Annotated in this window: 16 protein-coding genes; 11 read left to right on the top strand and 5 right to left on the bottom strand. The window is 52.1% G+C overall.

Annotated elements, in window-relative coordinates; translation table 11 throughout:
- Positions 1-36: 36 nt before the first annotated feature.
- The 8 genes from Q334_RS0111605 (at position 37) to htpG (ending at position 11,033) form a co-directional block, all read left to right on the top strand.
- Positions 37-2,868: a 2-oxoglutarate dehydrogenase E1 component gene (locus Q334_RS0111605; RefSeq protein ID WP_027313356.1), complete on the top strand. Its 2,832-nt coding sequence runs from the start codon at positions 37-39 to the stop codon at positions 2,866-2,868.
- A gap of 40 nt (positions 2,869-2,908) precedes the next feature.
- The gene (gene odhB, locus Q334_RS0111600; RefSeq protein ID WP_027313355.1) at positions 2,909-4,114 is read left to right on the top strand and encodes a 2-oxoglutarate dehydrogenase complex dihydrolipoyllysine-residue succinyltransferase; all 1,206 of its coding nucleotides are present in this window, start codon (positions 2,909-2,911) and stop codon (positions 4,112-4,114) included.
- A gap of 40 nt (positions 4,115-4,154) precedes the next feature.
- Positions 4,155-5,588 (top strand): dihydrolipoyl dehydrogenase, encoded by a 1,434-nt coding sequence (lpdA, locus tag Q334_RS0111595; RefSeq protein WP_027313354.1) that lies wholly within the window; start codon positions 4,155-4,157, stop codon positions 5,586-5,588.
- Between the two features lie 111 nt (positions 5,589-5,699).
- Positions 5,700-6,866, top strand: coding sequence for an ADP-forming succinate--CoA ligase subunit beta (gene sucC, locus Q334_RS0111590; protein WP_027313353.1), 1,167 nt, complete (start codon positions 5,700-5,702; stop codon positions 6,864-6,866).
- Positions 6,866-7,753 (top strand): succinate--CoA ligase subunit alpha, encoded by an 888-nt coding sequence (sucD, locus tag Q334_RS0111585; protein WP_027313352.1) that lies wholly within the window; start codon positions 6,866-6,868, stop codon positions 7,751-7,753. The genes sucC and sucD overlap by 1 nt, the downstream gene beginning before the upstream one ends.
- 135 nt (positions 7,754-7,888) lie before the next feature.
- Positions 7,889-8,314: a hypothetical protein gene (locus Q334_RS0111580; protein ID WP_027313351.1), complete on the top strand. Its 426-nt coding sequence runs from the start codon at positions 7,889-7,891 to the stop codon at positions 8,312-8,314.
- 24 nt (positions 8,315-8,338) lie between these two features.
- Entirely contained in the window at positions 8,339-9,061 is a 723-nt protein-coding gene (locus tag Q334_RS0111575) for a DUF599 domain-containing protein (RefSeq protein WP_027313350.1), read from the top strand.
- Positions 9,062-9,131: 70 nt separating this feature from the next.
- Positions 9,132-11,033: a molecular chaperone HtpG gene (gene htpG, locus Q334_RS0111570; protein ID WP_027313349.1), complete on the top strand. Its 1,902-nt coding sequence runs from the start codon at positions 9,132-9,134 to the stop codon at positions 11,031-11,033.
- A gap of 78 nt (positions 11,034-11,111) precedes the next feature.
- On the opposite strand, the gene Q334_RS0111565 is transcribed toward htpG, so the two are convergent.
- Positions 11,112-11,693 (bottom strand): HD-GYP domain-containing protein, encoded by a 582-nt coding sequence (locus Q334_RS0111565; RefSeq protein ID WP_027313348.1) that lies wholly within the window; start codon positions 11,691-11,693, stop codon positions 11,112-11,114.
- Positions 11,694-11,833: 140 nt separating this feature from the next.
- On the opposite strand from Q334_RS0111565, the gene Q334_RS0111560 reads away from it, so the two are divergent.
- Positions 11,834-14,575: a bifunctional acetate--CoA ligase family protein/GNAT family N-acetyltransferase gene (locus Q334_RS0111560; protein ID WP_027313347.1), complete on the top strand. Its 2,742-nt coding sequence runs from the start codon at positions 11,834-11,836 to the stop codon at positions 14,573-14,575.
- 16 nt (positions 14,576-14,591) lie between these two features.
- On the opposite strand, the gene Q334_RS0111555 is transcribed toward Q334_RS0111560, so the two are convergent.
- Complete coding sequence (locus tag Q334_RS0111555; protein WP_035461522.1) at positions 14,592-14,876, bottom strand: ArsR/SmtB family transcription factor; 285 nt, start codon at positions 14,874-14,876, stop codon at positions 14,592-14,594.
- A gap of 217 nt (positions 14,877-15,093) precedes the next feature.
- On the opposite strand from Q334_RS0111555, the gene Q334_RS0111550 reads away from it, so the two are divergent.
- Both Q334_RS0111550 and Q334_RS0111545 read left to right on the top strand, forming a co-directional pair.
- The gene (locus Q334_RS0111550; protein ID WP_027313345.1) at positions 15,094-15,444 is read left to right on the top strand and encodes a CidA/LrgA family protein; all 351 of its coding nucleotides are present in this window, start codon (positions 15,094-15,096) and stop codon (positions 15,442-15,444) included.
- The gene (locus tag Q334_RS0111545; RefSeq protein ID WP_027313344.1) at positions 15,444-16,160 is read left to right on the top strand and encodes an LrgB family protein; all 717 of its coding nucleotides are present in this window, start codon (positions 15,444-15,446) and stop codon (positions 16,158-16,160) included. The genes Q334_RS0111550 and Q334_RS0111545 overlap by 1 nt, the downstream gene beginning before the upstream one ends.
- Before the next feature lie 66 nt (positions 16,161-16,226).
- On the opposite strand, the gene Q334_RS0111540 is transcribed toward Q334_RS0111545, so the two are convergent.
- The 3 genes from Q334_RS0111540 to hemN all read right to left on the bottom strand — a co-directional run bounded on the left by Q334_RS0111540 (position 16,227) and on the right by hemN (position 19,180).
- The gene (locus Q334_RS0111540; RefSeq protein ID WP_027313343.1) at positions 16,227-16,760 is read right to left on the bottom strand and encodes an adenine phosphoribosyltransferase; all 534 of its coding nucleotides are present in this window, start codon (positions 16,758-16,760) and stop codon (positions 16,227-16,229) included.
- A 74-nt stretch (positions 16,761-16,834) separates the two neighbouring features.
- Entirely contained in the window at positions 16,835-17,617 is a 783-nt protein-coding gene (gene fnr / locus Q334_RS18945; RefSeq protein WP_035461364.1) for a fumarate/nitrate reduction transcriptional regulator Fnr, read from the bottom strand.
- 177 nt (positions 17,618-17,794) lie between these two features.
- Positions 17,795-19,180: an oxygen-independent coproporphyrinogen III oxidase gene (gene hemN, locus Q334_RS0111525; RefSeq protein ID WP_027313342.1), complete on the bottom strand. Its 1,386-nt coding sequence runs from the start codon at positions 19,178-19,180 to the stop codon at positions 17,795-17,797.
- Positions 19,181-19,223 lie beyond the last annotated feature (43 nt).

The raw sequence follows: 19,223 nt of genomic DNA, 5'->3' as shown, positions 1-19,223 counted from the left end.
GGAGCCAGGTAGATCCCCGCATACAGGGTGATCTAGATGCACGAAAGCATAATGGAGCTGATGTGGCGCACTTCCCATTTGTCGGGGGGGAACGTGTCCTACGTCGAGCAGATGTACGAAGACTATCTTCGTGACCCGAATTCTGTGCCAGATCAATGGCGGCAGGAGTTCGATCGCTTACCGCGACATACCGAGCATGTCAGCCAAGACATTCCGCACTCCGCAATCCGTGACCATTTCCTGTTACTCTCGAAGAATCGCAAGCGTGCTATTCCTGTTGCTACCAGCACAGTTAGTACCGAGCATGAGCGTAAGCAGGTACGGGTTCTTAAGCTGATCGAAGCCTATCGCATGCGTGGCCATCAGGTTGCCAATCTCGATCCCCTGGGATTGCAGCAGCGGAAGCCCGTGCCCGATCTGGACTTGCGTTACCATGAATTGTCCGAAGCGGATCTGGATACTGTATTCCAGATTGGTTCGCTGTTCTTCGGTAAGGCCGAAGCCCCTCTGAAAGAAATCATTGCTGATCTCAAGCAAACTTACTGCAGCACTGTTGGTGCAGAGTATATGCACATTGTCGACACCAAAGAGCGTCTGTGGTTACAGCAACGCTTGGAGTCTGTGCGTAGCCGTCCTAAGTATGAGCCTGAGTTCCGCAAGCATATCCTTGAGCGTTTGACAGCAGCGGAAGGCCTGGAGAAATATTTGGGCTCGCGCTATGCCGGTGCTAAGCGCTTTGGTCTGGAAGGTGGTGAATCCCTGATTGCCCTGATGGATGAGCTGATTCAGCGTTCAGGTAAGTTAGGTGCCAAGGAGCTGGTTATAGGGATGGCCCACCGTGGTCGTCTTAACTGCCTGATTAATATTCTGGGTAAGAATCCTTCTGAACTCTTCCAAGAGTTTGATGGTAAGCGTTCTCTGAGTGGTTCGGGTGATGTTAAATATCACCAGGGCTTCTCCTCTAACGTGATGACTCCTGGTGGCGAAGTTCACCTGGCCATGGCCTTTAACCCATCTCACCTGGAAATTGTTAGCCCAGTGGTTGAGGGATCGGTACGAGCTCGTCAGGATCGTCGTGGCGATAGCCGTGGTGAACAGGTTGTGCCTGTTGCTATCCACGGTGATGCAGCTTTCGCCGGTCAGGGTGTGGTCATGGAAACCTTCCAGATGTCCCAGACCCGTGCTTACCGTACTGGTGGTACTGTTCACATTATCATCAACAACCAGGTTGGCTTCACCACCAGTAACCCGCTGGACTCTCGCTCCACTGAGTACTGCACCGATGTTGCCAAGATTGTTGAAGCCCCGATTTTCCACGTTAATGGTGATGACCCCGAAGCTGTGGCTTTTGTGACTCAGGTGGCGGTGGACTACCGCAATGAGTTTGGTCGTGATGTGGTGATTGACTTGGTTTGCTACCGCCGTCGTGGTCATAACGAAGCGGACGAGCCCAGTGCTACTCAGCCGTTGATGTACGAAAAAATTCGTAAGCATCCCACTACCCGTGAAATTTACGCCAAGCGCTTGATTCTGGAAGGGGTGATTGACGAAGCTCAGAGCCGCCAGATGGAAGACGAGTACCGTGATGCGCTAGACAATGGCCGTCATGTGGTGAAGTCACTGGTGCTTGAGCCTAATACTGCACTCTTTGTCGACTGGAAACCTTATCTGGGCCATGAATGGACCGCTAAGTGTGATACCCGTGTTGACATTAAGTTGCTGCAAGAGCTCGGTGAAAAACTGTGCCAGGTGCCGGAAAACTTTGTAGTGCAGCGCCAAGTCGGTAAGGTGTTGGATGACCGCCGTCTGATGAGTGCAGGCGCAATGCCGGTCAACTGGGGCCATGCTGAACTCTTAGCTTATGCATCCTCTCTGCATCAAGGGCATCCTATTCGTTTGACCGGTCAGGATGTGGGACGTGGTACTTTCTCCCACCGTCATGCGGTGCTACATAATCAGAAAGATGGGTCTACCTATGTAGCCCTGCAAAACCTTTCTGATAATCAGCCACGCTTTACTATTCATGACTCTTTATTGTCAGAAGAAGCGGTACTGGCCTTCGAGTACGGTTATTCCACTACCATGCCTAACGTGCTGGTGATCTGGGAAGCCCAGTTTGGTGATTTCGCCAACGGTGCCCAGGTGGTAATCGACCAGTTTATTACCAGTGGTGAGACCAAGTGGGGCCGCCTCTGTGGCCTGACAATGTTGCTGCCTCATGGTTATGAAGGGCAGGGGCCTGAGCATTCTTCTGCGCGTTTGGAGCGTTTCCTGCAGTTGTGTGCTGAGCACAATATTCAGGTTTGCGTACCTACTACGCCGGCCCAGGTATTCCATATGCTGCGCCGTCAGGTGATTCGTCCGCTGCGTAAGCCGCTGGTAGTTATGTCACCGAAGAGTCTGCTGCGTCATAAGCAGGCGGTATCCTCCTTGGAAGAATTGGCCAATGGCAGCTTCCAGACAGTCATTCCTGAAGTGGCTGAGCAGGATAAGAGCAAGGTTAAGCGTCTGGTCATGTGTTCCGGTAAGGTCTACTACGATCTGCTGAACAAGCGTGATGCGGAAGGTCGTGATGATGTTGCCATCATCCGTATTGAGCAGCTCTATCCCTTCCCCGAAGATGATTTGGGTGAAGTGATGGGCCAATACCCTAACCTGGAGTCCATCGTATGGTGCCAGGAAGAGCCTATGAACCAAGGGGCTTGGTATTGCTCACAGCATCACATGCGTAATGTGATTCGTCGCCTCTTCCCAGGTCAGGACCTGATTGGTGTAGGACGTCCTCACTCCGCTTCGCCGGCAGTAGGCTACACTTCAGTGCACCTGGAAGAGCAAGAAAAATTAGTTAACGACGCCATCAATGGGTAACAGGCAGTGTGCCTGCTGTAAAACATAGAAAGGAACAGCCATGACTATCGATATCAAGGCACCCACTTTTCCGGAATCCGTTGCTGACGGTACTGTAGCCACTTGGCACAAGAAGCCCGGCGAAGCCGTAGCTCGTGATGAGCTGATCGTGGACATCGAGACCGACAAAGTCGTTCTGGAAGTAGTGGCACCTGCTGATGGTGTGATTAAAGAAATTGTCAAAAACGAAGGCGATACTGTTCTGAGCGAAGAGGTGATTGCCGTTTTTGAAGCTGGCGCTGCTGCAACTGCCGCTGCTCCTGCTGCTGAGGCCGCTCCGGCTGCTGCTGCCGCAGAAGAAGAGAGCAGTGATGACGCTGCTTTTGGTCCTGCAGTGCGCAAGCTGTTGGATGAAAACAACCTCTCTGCCTCTGCCGTTAAGGGTACTGGTAAGGGTGGTCGCATTACCAAAGAAGACGTGCTGAATCACCTCAAGAACAAGCCTGCTGCAGCTCCTGCCGCTGCCGCGGCGCCTGTTGCTGCTGTTGAAGTAGCCGCTGGTGAGCGGGTTGAGAAGCGTGTTCCCATGACTCGTCTGCGCGCTACCATCGCTAAGCGTTTGGTGGAAGCGCAGCAGAGTGCTGCCATGTTGACTACCTATAACGAAGTCAACATGAAGCCTGTTATGGAGCTGCGTAGCCGTTACAAGGATCTGTTCGAGAAGAGCCATAACGGTGTTCGCCTGGGCTTTATGTCCTTCTTCGTGAAGGCAGCAACAGAAGCGCTGAAGCGTTTCCCTGCGGTGAATGCTTCTATTGATGGCAACGATATTGTTTACCACGGCTATCAGGATATCGGTGTAGCCGTATCCACCGAGCGTGGTCTGGTCGTACCCGTGCTGCGTGATACTGACAGCATGGGCTTGGCGGATGTTGAGCGTACTATTAACGATTTCGCTAAGCGTGGCCGTGAAGGCAAGCTGGGCATGGAAGATATGCAGGGTGGTACCTTTACTATCACCAACGGTGGTGTGTTTGGTTCACTGATGTCTACCCCCATCCTGAACCCCCCGCAGACTGCTATCCTGGGTATGCACAAAATTCAGGAGCGTCCGATGGCGGTTAATGGTCAGGTAGTGATTCTGCCCATGATGTATCTGGCTCTGTCCTACGATCACCGTTTGATCGATGGTAAAGAGGCTGTACAGTTCCTGGTCACCATCAAGGATCTGCTGGAAGACCCGGCTCGCATGCTGTTGGATATCTAACGCGAGCACCCATAACGACTAGACAAACAGGAATGAGAAGATGTCAGAGAAGTTTGACGTAATCGTCATCGGTGCCGGTCCCGGCGGATATGTAGCGGCTATTCGTGCTGCGCAGCTGGGTCTGAAAACTGCCTGCGTGGAAAAGTGGGTCAGTGATGAGGGTAAGCCTGTACTGGGTGGTACCTGTCTGAACGTGGGCTGTATTCCTTCCAAGGCCCTGTTGGACTCCACTCATAAGTATGAAGAAGCCAAGCACGCCTTTGATGTGCATGGTATTTCTGTAGGGGAGGTCAATATCGACGTTCCCACTATGGTGAAGCGTAAGAATAACATCGTTAAAAACCTGACTCAGGGCGTTGCAGGTCTGTTCAAGGGTAACGGTGTGACCCTGCTGCAGGGAACCGGCAAGTTACTGGCTGGTAAGAAAGTCGAAGTGACAGATAAAGATGGCAAGGTTAGTGTGCATGAAGCAGCTAACGTGATCCTGGCCTCTGGTTCTGTCGCGGTGAATATCCCGCCTGCTCCTGTCAACGGTGACACCATCGTCGACAACATTGGTGCACTGGATTTCACTGAAACGCCTAAGCGTTTGGGTGTGATCGGGGCTGGTGTTATCGGTCTTGAGCTGGGTTCTGTATGGCGTCGCTTGGGTTCTGAAGTCGTTGTGTTGGAAGCGATGAATGACTTCCTGTCACTGTGCGATGTCGACGTGAGCAAAGAAGCCCTGAAGATTATGAAAAAGCAGGGTCTGGACGTGCGTCTGGGTGCTCGTGTGACTGGTACTGAAATTAACGGTAAAGAAGTGACCGTTAAGTACACTGACAGCAATGGTGAGCAGAGCCTGGTAGTCGACAAGCTGGTTGTTGCGGTTGGTCGTCGCCCCTACACCGAAGGTCTGTTGGCCGGTGATGCAGGTGTGGTGATTGATGAGCGTGGTTTCATCAAAGTTGATGACCAGTGCCGTACCAGTGTGCCTGGTGTTTATGCTATCGGTGACATCGTGCGTGGACCGATGCTGGCACACAAAGCCTCTGAAGAGGGTGTGATGGTGGCTGACATCATCCAGGGCCACAAGGCGCAAATGAGCTATGATTTGATTCCCTCAGTTATTTACACCCATCCTGAACTGGCTTGGGTTGGTAAAACTGAGCAGCAGCTGAAAGCCCAGGGCGTGAAGTACAAAGTGGGTAAATTCCCCTTCGCTGCTTCTGGTCGTGCTATGGCTGCTAACGATACCGAAGGTTTCGTAAAAATTATTGCGGACGAAGCAACTGATCGTATTCTGGGATGCCATATCGTTGGCGGCCATGCCGCTGACCTGATTGCCCAGGCGGTTATTGCAATGGAGTTTGGTTCCAGCGCGGAAGATATCGCTCTGACTGTCTTTGCTCACCCGACAGTGAGTGAGGCGGTTCACGAGGCGGCGCTGGCAGTGGACAACCACGCCATCCATATCGTCAATCGCAAGCGCTAATCGCGCCTTTCGGCCGCCGCGAGGCGGCCGAACGCAGAGCCTGCTCTGCAAATCCAGGTAGTAGACATTAGTCTGCTGTATCTAGGACAGTGCACAACAACGGTAGCAAGCATGAATCTTCACGAGTACCAGGCAAAACAATTGTTTGCCGAATACGGTCTGCCGGTGTCCAAGGGTTTTGCCGTGGATACCCCGGAGGAGGCTGCAGAAGCCTGTCAAAAAATTGGTGGTGACAAGTGGGTGGTCAAAGCCCAGGTGCACGCCGGTGGCCGTGGTAAGGCCGGTGGTGTAAAGCTGGTCGATTCTCCTGCCGCTGCTAAAGAATTCGCCGCAAATTGGCTGGGTAAAAATCTGGTGACTTACCAGACTGATGAGAAAGGCCAGCCTGTCTCTAAAATTCTGGTGGAAAACTGCACCGATATCGCTAAGGAACTGTACCTGGGCGCGGTAGTAGATCGTTCCAGCCGCCGTATCGTTTTCATGGCCTCCACTGAGGGTGGCGTGGAAATCGAGAAAGTAGCCCATGAAACCCCGGAAAAGATCCTGAAAGCCACCATCGATCCCCTGACTGGCGCTCAGCCTTACCAGGCGCGTGAGTTGGCTTTCAAACTGGGTCTGCAGGGTGACCAGATCAAGCAGTTCACCAAGGTGTTCCTGGGTCTGGCGAAAATGTTCCAGGACTACGACTTCGCGCTGCTGGAAATCAACCCCCTGGTTATCACCGAGCAAGGCAACCTGCATTGCTTGGATGGTAAGATCAACATCGACTCGAACGCTATGTACCGTCAGCCCAAGCTGCAGGCGATGCACGATCCTTCTCAGGAAGATGCGCGTGAAGCCCATGCGGCCGAGTGGCAGCTGAACTATGTTGCCCTGGAAGGTAACATCGGTTGCATGGTAAACGGTGCGGGTCTGGCCATGGGTACCATGGACATCGTTAAGCTGCACGGTGGTGCACCTGCCAACTTCCTCGACGTAGGTGGTGGTGCAACTAAAGAGCGCGTAACTGAAGCATTCAAAATCATTCTGTCCGACGACAATGTTAAAGCTGTTCTGGTTAACATTTTCGGCGGTATCGTTCGCTGCGACCTGATCGCCGACGGTATCATCGCTGCTGTCAAAGAAGTAGGGGTGAAAATTCCGGTTGTCGTGCGTCTGGAAGGTAACAACGCTGAACTGGGCGCGCAAAAGCTGGCGGAAAGTGGCATGAACATCATCGCTGCAACCAGCCTGACCGATGCTGCTCAGCAGGTAGTTAAAGCGGCGGAGGGTAAATAATGAGCGTTTTGATTAATAAAGACACCAAAGTCATCTGCCAGGGTTTCACCGGTAGCCAGGGTACTTTCCACTCTGAGCAGGCGCTTGCCTACGGTACCAAGATGGTAGGTGGTGTTACCCCCGGTAAAGGTGGTCAGACTCACCTGGGTCTGCCGGTATTTGATACCGTTGCCGATGCCGTTGCTGCTACTGGCGCTGAAGCCTCTGTGATTTATGTTCCTGCACCTTTCTGCAAGGACTCTATCCTGGAAGCGGCCCATGCCGGTATCAAGCTGATCGTTTGTATCACTGAAGGTATTCCTACCCTGGACATGCTGGAAGTGAAAGTGAAGTGCGACGAGCTGGGTGTACGTCTGATCGGCCCTAACTGTCCTGGCGTGATCACTCCCGGAGAGTGCAAAATCGGTATTATGCCTGGCCATATTCATATGCCTGGTAAAGTCGGTATCGTATCCCGTTCCGGCACCCTGACTTATGAAGCGGTTAAGCAGACTACTGATGCTGGCTTCGGTCAGTCTACCTGCGTAGGTATCGGTGGTGACCCCATTCCCGGTTCTAACTTCATTGATATCCTGCAGCTGTTCCAGAACGATCCCCAGACTGAAGCGATCGTGATGATCGGTGAAATCGGTGGTAGCGCTGAGGAAGAAGCAGCAGCCTTTATCAAGGCTAATGTGACCAAGCCTGTGGTGTCTTACATTGCAGGTGTAACTGCACCTCCCGGTAAGCGTATGGGCCATGCAGGAGCCATCATCTCCGGCGGTAAAGGAACTGCAGACGAGAAGTTTGCTGCTCTGCAGGACGCTGGTGTGAAGACTGTTCGTTCTCTGGCTGATATCGGTAAGGCCTTGGCCGAACTGACTGGCTGGGAAATGAAAGGCCAGTAAGTCTGGCAGAAAAAGGGAGCTTCGGCTCCCTTTTTTATTTTGGCGTAATGATGGGCTCAAACGAACTGGCATCTGGCCGATTAAGGCTTAGGCTTAACAGGCTGGTCAGCAGCGCATTAGTGTAGAGGGGGAAGCATGGCTACCTATCAGGTAGAGCAGCGAGTGGGTAATGAGTGGGCGCCATTATGGGTAATGGATGCCAGCTTTTTACCCCGTACCTTTGCTACCGCTGAAGCGGCGGAAGACGCGCTGTTTCGACTGCGGCGCCAGCGCTTCTATACTCCTGCCCCCCTAGGCCACTACCGTATCGTAGCGCGTCAGCAACAGCACTGGATGCTGGATTATTTACGTTTATATAGCCGCCTGCAGGCTCCTGGTTTGCATCCCCGTCATATTAGTCGTCCTGCCACCCTGGACTATGGCCGTAATCTTCTGCGCTTACACCTGATTCGTTTGCATCAGGAAGCGGGGCGGGAAATAGGCTGGGATGAGGTACAGGCCTATTTCGCTAAGCAGCAGGAAGCGCTAGTATCTCCGCCGCCACAAGCATTGGCAGGATAAACGCTTTGTTCTGAGTTGGATGTCATGCAGGACTACCTCAATTATTTGATGCTCCAGGTGAACTGGCATAATTTGCTGGCATTCGTCTGGTTTATGTTGTGTTTTCGCGGTTATACCCTGTTTGCGATTAAGCGTTCGCGGACAACACCGAGTTTGGCCAGTGTGCTGCATCTTTATCGTTTAGATTGGATGACGCGCATGCTGGAGCGGGAAAATCGTATCGCCGATACCAGTGCGATAGCTAATTTAGAGCGTAGTGTGGCGTTCTTTGCTTCTTCTACCATGCTAATTCTCGCTGGTGTGATCACTTTACTCGGCACTTCAGAGAAGGCGGTGTTGTTACTGTCAGATCTGCCAATTGTTGAGCCTTCGACAAAAGCGGAGGTCGAACTGAAGCTGGTAGTGCTGATCTGTTTGTTTGTTTATGCCTTTTTCAAGTTCACCTGGTCGTTGCGCCAATACGGTTTTTGTTCGGTATTGGTAGGGGGAGCCCCCTTGCCAGATGACCCTAAGGTTTCGGCTAAGGAGCGGCAAATTTTGGCTGCTCGCTGTGCCAAGGTGTGCTCAATGGCGGCGAATAACTTCAATTTTGGCCTGCGCTCTTATTACTTTGGTTTGGCGTTACTGGGGTGGTTTATCAGTCCCTGGGTGTTAATTACTTCTTCGACTATCGTGGTTTATGTGCTGTACCGACGTGAGTTTAAGTCATCCACCTTACGGGAATTAATGAGCAGTAACCCCGGCTAACCCTTGAAAGTCATGCACTTGTCCCCATTTTCGTTGCAGCTTTGGCTGAAACCTATTGATGGAGCAGTGCATGACTACAGACACCCAAGCCCAAACCCTGGGATTTCAGACGGAAGTAAAACAGCTTCTGCACCTTATGATTCACTCCTTGTATTCCAACAAGGAGATTTTCCTCCGTGAGCTGATTTCCAACGCTTCTGATGCCTGCGACAAACTGCGTTTTGCTGCCCTGGATAATCAAGATCTGTATGAGCAAAACCCTGAGCTGCGCATTCGTCTTGAATTTAACGAAGAAGCCAAGACCCTCAGTATTATCGATACTGGCATTGGCATGAGTCGTCAGGAGGTGATTGATAACCTGGGAACGATTGCCAAATCTGGCACCTCCGAGTTTTTAAAATCACTTAGCGGCGATCAGCGTAAGGATGCCAATCTGATTGGTCAGTTTGGGGTCGGCTTCTATTCCGCTTTTATCGTGGCTGATCAGGTCGATGTGTATACCCGTCGTGCTGGTGTAAGTGCAGAAGAAGGGGTGCACTGGAGTTCGAAAGGAGAAGGCGAGTTCAGTATTGCACCTTGCCTGCTACCTGAGCGTGGTACCCGCATTACCCTGCATCTGAAAGAGGGAGAGGGTGACTTTGCTAATGGTTGGCGTTTGCGCAATCTGGTGACCAAGTATTCAGACCATATTTCTGTACCTGTGCAGATGCTGCAGGAGCAGTATGGCGAGGAAGATAAAGACAAGACCCCAGAGTGGGAGACTGTCAACAAGGCAACTGCCCTTTGGGCACGTCCTCGTCAGGAAGTGAAAGATGAGGAGTACAAGGAGTTCTATAAGCATATTGCCCATGACTTCAGCGATCCTCTGACCTGGAGTCACAATAAGGTTGAGGGCAAGCTGGAGTACACAAGTTTGCTGTATGTACCTGGGCGTGCTCCCTTTGATTTGTGGAACCGTGAGGCACCCAAGGGCTTGAAGCTCTATATCCAGCGGGTGTTTATCATGGATCAGGCTGATCAGTTCCTGCCTCTCTATCTGCGCTTCATTAAAGGGGTGGTGGATTCGAACGATCTGTCCCTTAACGTTTCCCGTGAAATTTTGCAGAAAGATCCTGCCATTGACAGCATGAAGAGTGCGCTAACCAAGCGTGCCCTGGATATGCTGGAAAAATTGGCGAAAAACGAACCTGAGCGTTATCAGGAGTTTTGGAAGACCTTTGGCCAAGTGCTTAAAGAGGGGCCGGCAGAGGACCATAGCAACCGTGAGAAGATCGCAGGTCTACTGCGGTTTGCCTCTACTCATCAGGGTAGTGAAGAGCAGAACGTTGCTCTGGACGCTTACCTGGAGCGGATGCAGGAAAAGCAGGATGCTATCTACTATCTCTGCGGCGAGCGCTTCAGCCAAGTGAAGAACAGCCCCCATCTGGAAGTATTCCGCAAGAAAGGCATCGAGGTACTGCTGCTTACCGATCGCATCGATGAGTGGATGATGAGCTACCTGACCGAGTACAAAGACAAGAAGTTTGTCGATGTGACTCGTGGTGATCTGGACTTGGGTGAGTTGGATAGTTCAGAGGACAAAGCTGCTCAGGAGGAAGAAGCCAAAGCCAAGGAAGACCTACTCAAGCGTATCCAAGATGTGCTGAGTGAACAGGTGCAAGAGGTGAAAGTATCGCACCGTTTAACGGACTCTCCTGCTGTACTGGTAATAGGTGAGCATGACATGGGGCTGCAGATGCGTCGCATTCTGGAGGCCAGTGGTCAGAGCATGCCCGAATCCAAGCCTATTTTCGAAGTGAATCCCAAGCATCCGCTGCTGGAGCGTTTGGATCAAGAAGCTGACGAGGATCGTTTTGCCGATTTGACTCATATCCTCTTTGACCAAGCGGCGCTGGCTGCCGGTGAGAGTCTGAAAGATCCGGGTGCTTATGTGGCTCGGTTGAATAAATTGCTGCTGGAGCTCAGCCACTAAACATTGTGGTTGATTGGCAGGATGAAAGGGCAGGTTTTCCTGCCCTTTTCTATTTCCTTGGGTAGCGATGCCTGCTTTTTAGCAGGCGCTTTTTAATGGGCTGTGGTGAATCAGAGGGCAAAAGACGCTCATCAGGGCGGGATCGAATTTAGTGCCGGTTTCCTCCTCCATAATTGCCATAATGTGGAGGTGGCTGCGTGCGGGATGATAAGCGCGGGTCACTGCCATGGCATCGTAGCTGTCGGCAATAGTAAGAATGCGTGCCAATAAGGGAATCTGTTGTCCTTGCAACCGATCAGGATAACCGCTGCCATCGAAGTGCTCATGATGATGACGCACACATTGGGCGACCTGCTCGGCGCGGGGAAAGGCGGTTACTTTAATGATTTCTGCACCGATGGCGGAGTGTTGCTGCATTAGTGCCCATTCTTCGGTATTCAGTGCACCAGGTTTTTGCAAGATCGCATCAGCAATACCGATTTTGCCTAAGTCGTGCAGTTGGGCGGCGAGCAGCAAGATGTTGATTTCTGTTTGGCTCAGTTGGCAGTGATGCGCTAAAGCGTCACAGAGCAACACTACTCTGTCAGCATGGGCACGGGTTAAGGCATCGCGATAGCCGAGGGAAAGGGCCAAGGCATGACAAATCGAGGCGGGTGACATCCAGCGCATCCTGCATGGGGAAACTAAATCATCTCTGGGGTTAATTGATCTAAACCCCAAGCAAGACTGAATTATTGGCGTACACTTTGCTGCAAGCTGGGCTAAGGGCCAGGCAGGTTACACGTGAGTGAGGATGAAGAGTGAGTACCAAGTATCTCAAAAGGTTTTTTAAGCCCAATTCGATTGTGGTGTTTGGTGCCAGTGAGGAGCCAGAAAACCTGGGTGGTATTGTCATTCGGAATCTACAAGATAGCGGCTTTGATGGGCGCTTGTATGCGGTCCTGCGTGATGGGAGCAGCGGTGTGTTCGGCGTGCCTTGCTATGCTGGCGTGGCTGACTTGCCAGAAATGCCTGATCTTGCGGTCATTTGCTCAAGGCCTGAGCGGGTACCGGAGCTGATTCGTAAGCTGGGTGCTAATCAGGTGCGGGCTGCCATTATCCTCAGTGGTGGTCATATTGCCCAGGGTGAACAGAGTCAGCCTCTGCGTGAAGCAGTGAAGGAGGCCGCTCGTCCCTATGGTATTCGTATCATCGGGCCCGAGTGTCTCGGTATTCTGGTGCCTGGGCACAATATGAACGCCAGTTACAGCCATATCAATGTGCTAAAAGGAAAGGTGGCTTATGTCGGTCAGTCCGGCATTGTCGGTACCGCCATGATTGACTGGGCGACAGGGCAGGGGATTGGCTTCTCCCACTTTTTAACCCTGGGGGATTCGGTTGATGTCGACCTGCCTAGCATCATCGATTACCTTGCAGCCGACCCCTATACCCAGGCGATTGTGCTGCAGCTTAATAAGGTCTCCCGTGCCCGCCATTTCGTCTCAGCGGTGCGGGCGGCGGCACGGACAAAATTGGTCTTGGTGTTAAAGAGCGCTTTTTTGCATGAGCAAGGGCAACTGGAACAACACCAGGGCTTAGGTTTACCCAGTGAAGACCAGGTTTATGATGCAGTATTGCGACGTGCCGGGGTGGTGCGGGTCAGCACCTCGGACGAGGTTTTTAATGCTCTGGCCACCTTAAGCCGTAGTAAGTTGGTGCGCGGTGAGCGCTTAGCTCTGATTTGCAATGGCATGGGCCCAAACGCCTTGGCAATGGACATTTTGAAGCGCCGGGGTGGGCAACTTGCCCAATTAGCGGAGAGTACGCTGGATGCCTTGGCGGAAGTGATGCCGCCTTTTTGGAATCGTCAGCACCCATTGGACTTAAATGCGACAGCAACGCCACAGCATTTTGCTAAGGCCTTAGAGTGGGTGAGTAAAGACCCAGGGGTAGATGCGGTCTTGGTGATTCATGCTCCTACTCGTTTAGCGCCCTGCGTGGAAACCGCTGAGGCGGTTGTTCAGGTTGCTCGTCAATTAAAGACAACGGTATTGACCAGTTGGATGGGGCGTGCCAGTGCCATCGGCGCGCGTAATATTTTCAATGCCGCGCAAATTCCAACCTACATCACTCCGGAGAAGGCGGTAGAGGGCTTCCTGCATATGGTGGCCTATCGGCGTAATCAGGAGGTAATGCGCGAGACGCCCCCCAGCTTTGTATTACAAGAGCACTCCATTTACCGCATGCGTGCCAAGGCTTTAGTACAGCAGGCGCGGAGTGAAGGGCGTGATTATCTGCATCATGCCGAGGCAGCGGATTTGATTGCCAGCTATGGCTTGCCGGTTTCCACTTCATACTACGCCAAGGATGTGGCGGAGGTGATTAAAGTTGCCAAGCGGATTCAGAACACCATTGCAGTCAAAGCATTGCATCGGGATAACCGCTATCCCTTTTTCTATGATCAGGTGTCAACCAAGCGTTGGCACGACCTGGCTTTGGATCTCTACTCGGATCAGGAAGTGCGTCATCGTGTTACGCGCCTGGATTACCGTGTGCGTGAACGTTATGCCGATGAAGACCTGTATGGCTACGTTGTACAGGAAATGAAACGCGGCTTTCAGTCGATGCAGATGAACGTTGGTCTCTCGCGGCATCCGGTGTTCGGGCCGATGATTCTGTTTGGAGTAGGGGGCTACACCGTCGATGTGTTGGGGGATCGCCAGTTAGGGGTGCCGCCGCTTAATCTGGCCTTGGCGCGTACGCTGGTTCAGCAGACTCGTATTTACCGCATTCTGCAGGAACATAGTCATCAGGTGGAGCGTGACCTGCACTGGATTGCGCAGATGCTGGTCAAAATTTCGCAAATTGCGGTGGATTTGCCGGAAGTGAGTGCGCTGGAAATTAACCCCATGTTGCTCAATAAAACCGGCCTATTAGCAGTGGATGCGGCAGTGGCTTTAGCGGAACCTGCTGAGCTTTGCATTCCCCCCTATCCGGAGCATTTGCGCGAGTGGGCAACCTTATTGCGTTCGGGACGTGAGGTGGAGCTGCGGCCAATCCGTGGAGAGGATGAGCCCGCACACTTAGAGTTCTATCGTAGCCTTAGTCCAGAAACGGTACGGTTGCGCTATTTTTACAGCCGCTCGATTCCTAATCACCATGAACTGGCTAATTGGACCCAGATTGATTATGACCGGGAAATGGCTTTTATCGCCTCGGCCCCTAAGCAGGATGCAAGTAATGACTACGAAACCTTGGGGGTGGTGCGAGGAATTACCGATCCTGACAATGTGACCTGCGAATTCTCCATCGTTATTCGTGATGACTTACAGGGGGAAGGGCTAGGGCGGATGCTGATGACTAAATTAATTGATTATTGCCGCAGCCGTGGAACTTTGCAGATTATGGGCTCGACTTTACCGAATAATCTCAGTATGCAAAACCTTGCCTCAGCTTTGGGATTTCAGAATAGCTTCAATATGGAGGAAGAGGTGGTGGAAATGCGCTTGAGCTTACATCCTCCAACCGAGGATTGGCAGTTCCATCGCTTAGCCCAGCACTAACTGGGCGAGTGTGATGTTAGAGGCTGGGACAAAACAACTGATGCAGGGTATGGATCAGCTGGCGGGCACGATCATCTTTCAGGGAGTAGTAGATGGTTTGCGACTCGCGGCGGGTTTGTACCAAACCATCACGACGCAATACTGCCAAATGTTGCGACAGGGCAGACTGGCTCAAATCGAGTTGGCGATTCAGCTCTGTAACGGATAACTCTTTGCCATCCAGATAGCAGAGAATCAGCAGTCGGCTTTCATTACTCAATGCCTTGAGAAATTGGGCTGCATCGGCTGCATTTTCTTTCATCGCCGCCAGGGTTTCGGGGGGCAGTGTGGTGGTTGCGGGCACTGCATAAACTCCACTAAAGTCAACTTGGGTATGCTACTGCATCCCTTTATTCTCTTCAATTTTCCGCAGTTAAGCTTTTCATAGCGGCAGACTGATGTGCGTCAAATTGGCGTGATTATCAGGGTGGCGTTTGGCAATAAGTGAGCCTACCAGGTGGTAGTCAAAGGAGTGTGGTGTGCTTGCAGGATTTATTATCTTGTTGAGTTGTCAGCTGATAGGAGAGCTGATTGTCCGTGGTTTGGATTTACCGTTTCCCAGTCCCGTGGTGGGAATGGTGCTGCTGCTACTTGGGTTGATTGTTTATGGTCGCGTACCGGATGGTTTACGCCAGGTTAGCGAGGGGTTGCTGAAACACTTGGCTTTGCTGTTTGTGCCAGCTGGGGTGGGGCTGATGGTGCACTTTCAATTGATTGCACAGGATTGGTTAAGCATCCTCTTGGCATTGCTGCTGAGTTCGGTACTGGCAATATTAACCAGTGCTTGGATCATGCGCCGCCAGTTAGGTAGCCAGCAGGAGGAGCGTTAATGCCAGTCTTAACCGAACTCTGGCTGTATCTCGAGGCCAGCCCGCTACTCTGGTTAACCCTGACCCTGATCGTTTTTATGTTTAGCCTTTGGCTTAATCGCTTGCTGGGGAACTCTCCCTTGGTTCATCCGGTGTTGGTCTCGATGGCGATTATTATCAGTATCCTGCTGGTGGTGGGGGTGAGCTATGACCGTTACTTTGCCGGTGCGCAATTCGTTCACTTTTTGCTTGGACCGGCAACGGTGGCTCTGGCGGTGCCGCTGTTTGATCACCTAGCCAAAGTACGGGAAATTCTAAGATTGCTGATGGTGACCTGTATTACCGGTGCGTTGACGGCGGGGTTGAGTGCGGCCTGGGTGGCCAAGGTGATGGGAGCGCAGTTATCGACGGTGATGTCAGTCATGCCCAAATCAGTTACCTCGCCAATTGCGATGGGCATTGCGGAAAAAATTGGCGGTTATCCTTCACTCACAGCAGGTTTGGTACTGATTACCGGCGCCATTGGTTGTTTAGTCGCGCCGCTACTGTTTCGCTTACTGAAAATTGAAGATCATCGCATTCAGGGTTTTGTCCTGGGGGTGAGTTCCCATGGTTTTGGGACGGCGTTAGCGTTTGAAGTCAGTGCCCTTGCCGGGGCCTTTGCCGGTTTGGCGATTGGTTTAACCGGGGTGGTGAGTGCGTTCTTATTGCCTCTAATGGTGGGGCTCTTTCAGTAGGTTCGATCGCACAGTTGCAAGCAAAGCGCCCACAATGGTTGTGGGCGCGGGAGAGTGGTTTAGCTCTTAGTAAGCAATTAAGGAGAACACGGGAATACCGGCATCCTGCAGCTTGGCAGAGCCTTGTAGATCAGGCAGATCGATAATGGAGGCGACTTCTACCACCTGACCACCCAGTTTGTGGATCAGGCTGCTGGCGGCGAGCAGGGTGCCGCCTGTAGCAATCAAGTCATCAAATAGCAAAACCCGATCACCTTCGCTGCAGGCATCGGTTTGAATTTCCAATGTTGCACTACCGTATTCCAGGCTGTAGGACTCGCTGATAGTATCGCCGGGCAACTTGCCTTTTTTACGTACCAAGATCAGCGGCTTGTTCAGCTGGTGAGCAAGAATGGCGCTTACTAGAAAACCACGCGCATCGACACTGGCGATGTGGGTGATATCGCTGGTGACGTAACGCTCGATAAAGCCATCAGTCACGGTGCGCAGTGCCTTCGGGTCTTTTAAAATAGGCATGATGTCCCGGAAAGTGACCCCGGGCTCAGGCCAGTTGGGAATGGCTTTAATTACCGACTTTACGTAAAACTCATCAAATGCCATATCGCTACCTATCTCACAGCAAAAATCCTGCATAGTGCAGGATTCTTGCTTGTTATTAATAAATTAACCAAGGGTTAGCCGCGTTTTTGTACGGCACCCATGTGTTCAGGAGCAAACTCGCACTCGCCAGCAGCCTGATAGAGAAGGCTCATATCGAGTACTTCAATTTCCTTGCCGTCTACCCGAATGATTTCCTGTTTTTGGAAACGGGTGAAAATGCGGCTTACGGTTTCAACGGCCAAACCCAGGTAGTTACCAATCTCATTGCGGGACATGGATAAGCGGAACTGGCTGGCAGAAAAACCGCGCAGTTTGAAGCGTTGGGAAAGCTTGGTCAAGAAGGTGCCCACCCGCTCATCAGCATTCTTTTTACTGAGTAACAGCATCATTTGCTGTTCATCTTGAATCTCGCGACTCATGGTGCGTAGCAGGTTTTTACGCAGCTCTGGCAATTGGCCGGATAACTTATCCAGTTTCTCAAAGGGGATTTCGCAGACAGTAGTGGTTTCCAGCACTCGGGCAGAGACAGGGTAAACCTGATCATGGATACCACTTAAGCCCAGCAGCTCGCTAGGTAGGTAGAAGCCGGTAATTTGCTCTTCACCTTCATTAGTGAGGGTGTAAGTCTTAACGGCGCCAGCGCGGACGGCATAGACCGAACGGAAGGGCTCGCCTTGACGGAAAAGGTGATCCCCTTTTTTCAGCGGACGGCTTTTTTCGATAATGCCATCCAGGCGTTCCATCTCAGTGAAGCTCAAAGAGAGAGGTAAACAGAGAGAACTCAGACTGCAGTGCTGACAGTGAGCCTGCTTGATGTCTCTGACACTTCCTGCTTCAAGAGTGTGAATATGCGTCATCTGATTCCCTGCCTCTTATCCTTACGTGTACTGGGGGTTTGGAACCTGCTGGCATTATGAAGGATTTGCCGGCAGGGGTGAAGGCATTTGTTGCATCAGCACAAATACCTCCGCCAGGCAGTATAGGCCATCCTTGGCCAAGGGTAGGGGCAGCGTGAAGCTCATCACGGCTTAAGCTTAGATAATCCGCGAGAAGGTTCCGGCTGCTCCTTGTTGGCGATAGCGATCAAACTCCATGCATATATTGCGTATCAGGAGACGCCCCTGCGGCAGTATTTCAATACCACCTTGTTGCAGGAGTAGTAGGCCATCCTCGGCGCGGGATTGCAGGGCCGCAAGTTCACGGCTGAAATACTGCTCGAAATCGACGCCCCAGCAGCGGTTAAAGCTGGCGTAGTCGAGAGCAAAGTGGCAAATCAGTTGGTTGATGGCAGCGCGGCGGATTTTGTCATCCTGGCTGAGGGCCAGGCCACGCTTGAGGGCATAGCCCTGCTCTGCCACTTCACGCATCCAGGCGCCGACATCATGCTGATTTTGCAGGTAGGTATCGCCTATTTGGGCAATGGCGGAGGCGCCAAAGGCGAGAAGCTCACAATTACCGTGAGTGGTGTAGCCCTGAAAGTTGCGGTGCAATTTGCCTTGGCGCTGAGCAATAGCGAGTTCATCCTCTGGTTTGGCAAAGTGATCCATGCCGATGTATTGATAGCCTGCTTGATTGAGGCGGGTAATGCAGTGCTCAAGAATGGCTAGCTTAGTTGCGGGATCAGGTAAGTCAGCTGCCTGAATATGGCGCTGGGGGCGGAAGCGATCGGGTAAATGGGCGTAGTTAAATACCGATAAGCGATCTGGGCTGAGGGTAAGGATGGTCTCCAGCGTATTGGTAAAGCCTGACAGGCTTTGTTTGGGGAGGCCGTAAATCAAATCAAAGTTGATGGAGCGAAAACCCAGGTGGCGGGCTTCATCCAATAGCTCTTTAACTAGCTCGATAGGCTGCACCCGATTAACCGCCTCCTGCACCTGGGGATCAATATCCTGAATACCCAGGCTGATACGATTGAAGCCGATTTCACGCAAGAGTTGCAGGGTCTCCACGCTGGCCTCTCGGGGGTCAATCTCAATGCCGTAGTCCCCTTGATCATCTTCGCGCAGTTGGAAGTGTTGCTTGATCACTGCCATTAACTGGCGAATTTCCTCATGGCTGAGGAAAGTGGGGGTGCCGCCGCCCCAATGCAGCTGCTCCACCACACGCCCTTGACCAAAGCGCTTGGCGTAATAGGCAATTTCTTGGTACAGGCGTTCTAAATAGGGGGCTGCTTTGGCACGGTTACGGGTGATCACCTTATTGCAGGCGCAGTAGTAACAGACGTGCGCACAAAAGGGGATATGGACATAGAGTGAGAGTGGCTTGGTGGGATCACTGCTGGCAGCAGCAATATCGAGTAGAGTTTCGCCTTGCCCCAGGGCTTGGAATTCTACGGCGGTGGGGTAAGACGTATATCGCGGACCCGTGAGGTCATAGCGTTGGATAAGTTGAGGTGACCAAAGAGGTTGCGCTTGGTTCACGGTGGGCTCCTGACAGTACTTGGCGGCCCCAGTATAAAAAAAG

The sequence above is a fragment of the Balneatrix alpica DSM 16621 genome (genome assembly GCF_000619885.1).
Taxonomy (GTDB): domain Bacteria; phylum Pseudomonadota; class Gammaproteobacteria; order Pseudomonadales; family Balneatricaceae; genus Balneatrix; species Balneatrix alpica.
This window is presented reverse-complemented; position numbering and strand designations above follow the sequence as displayed.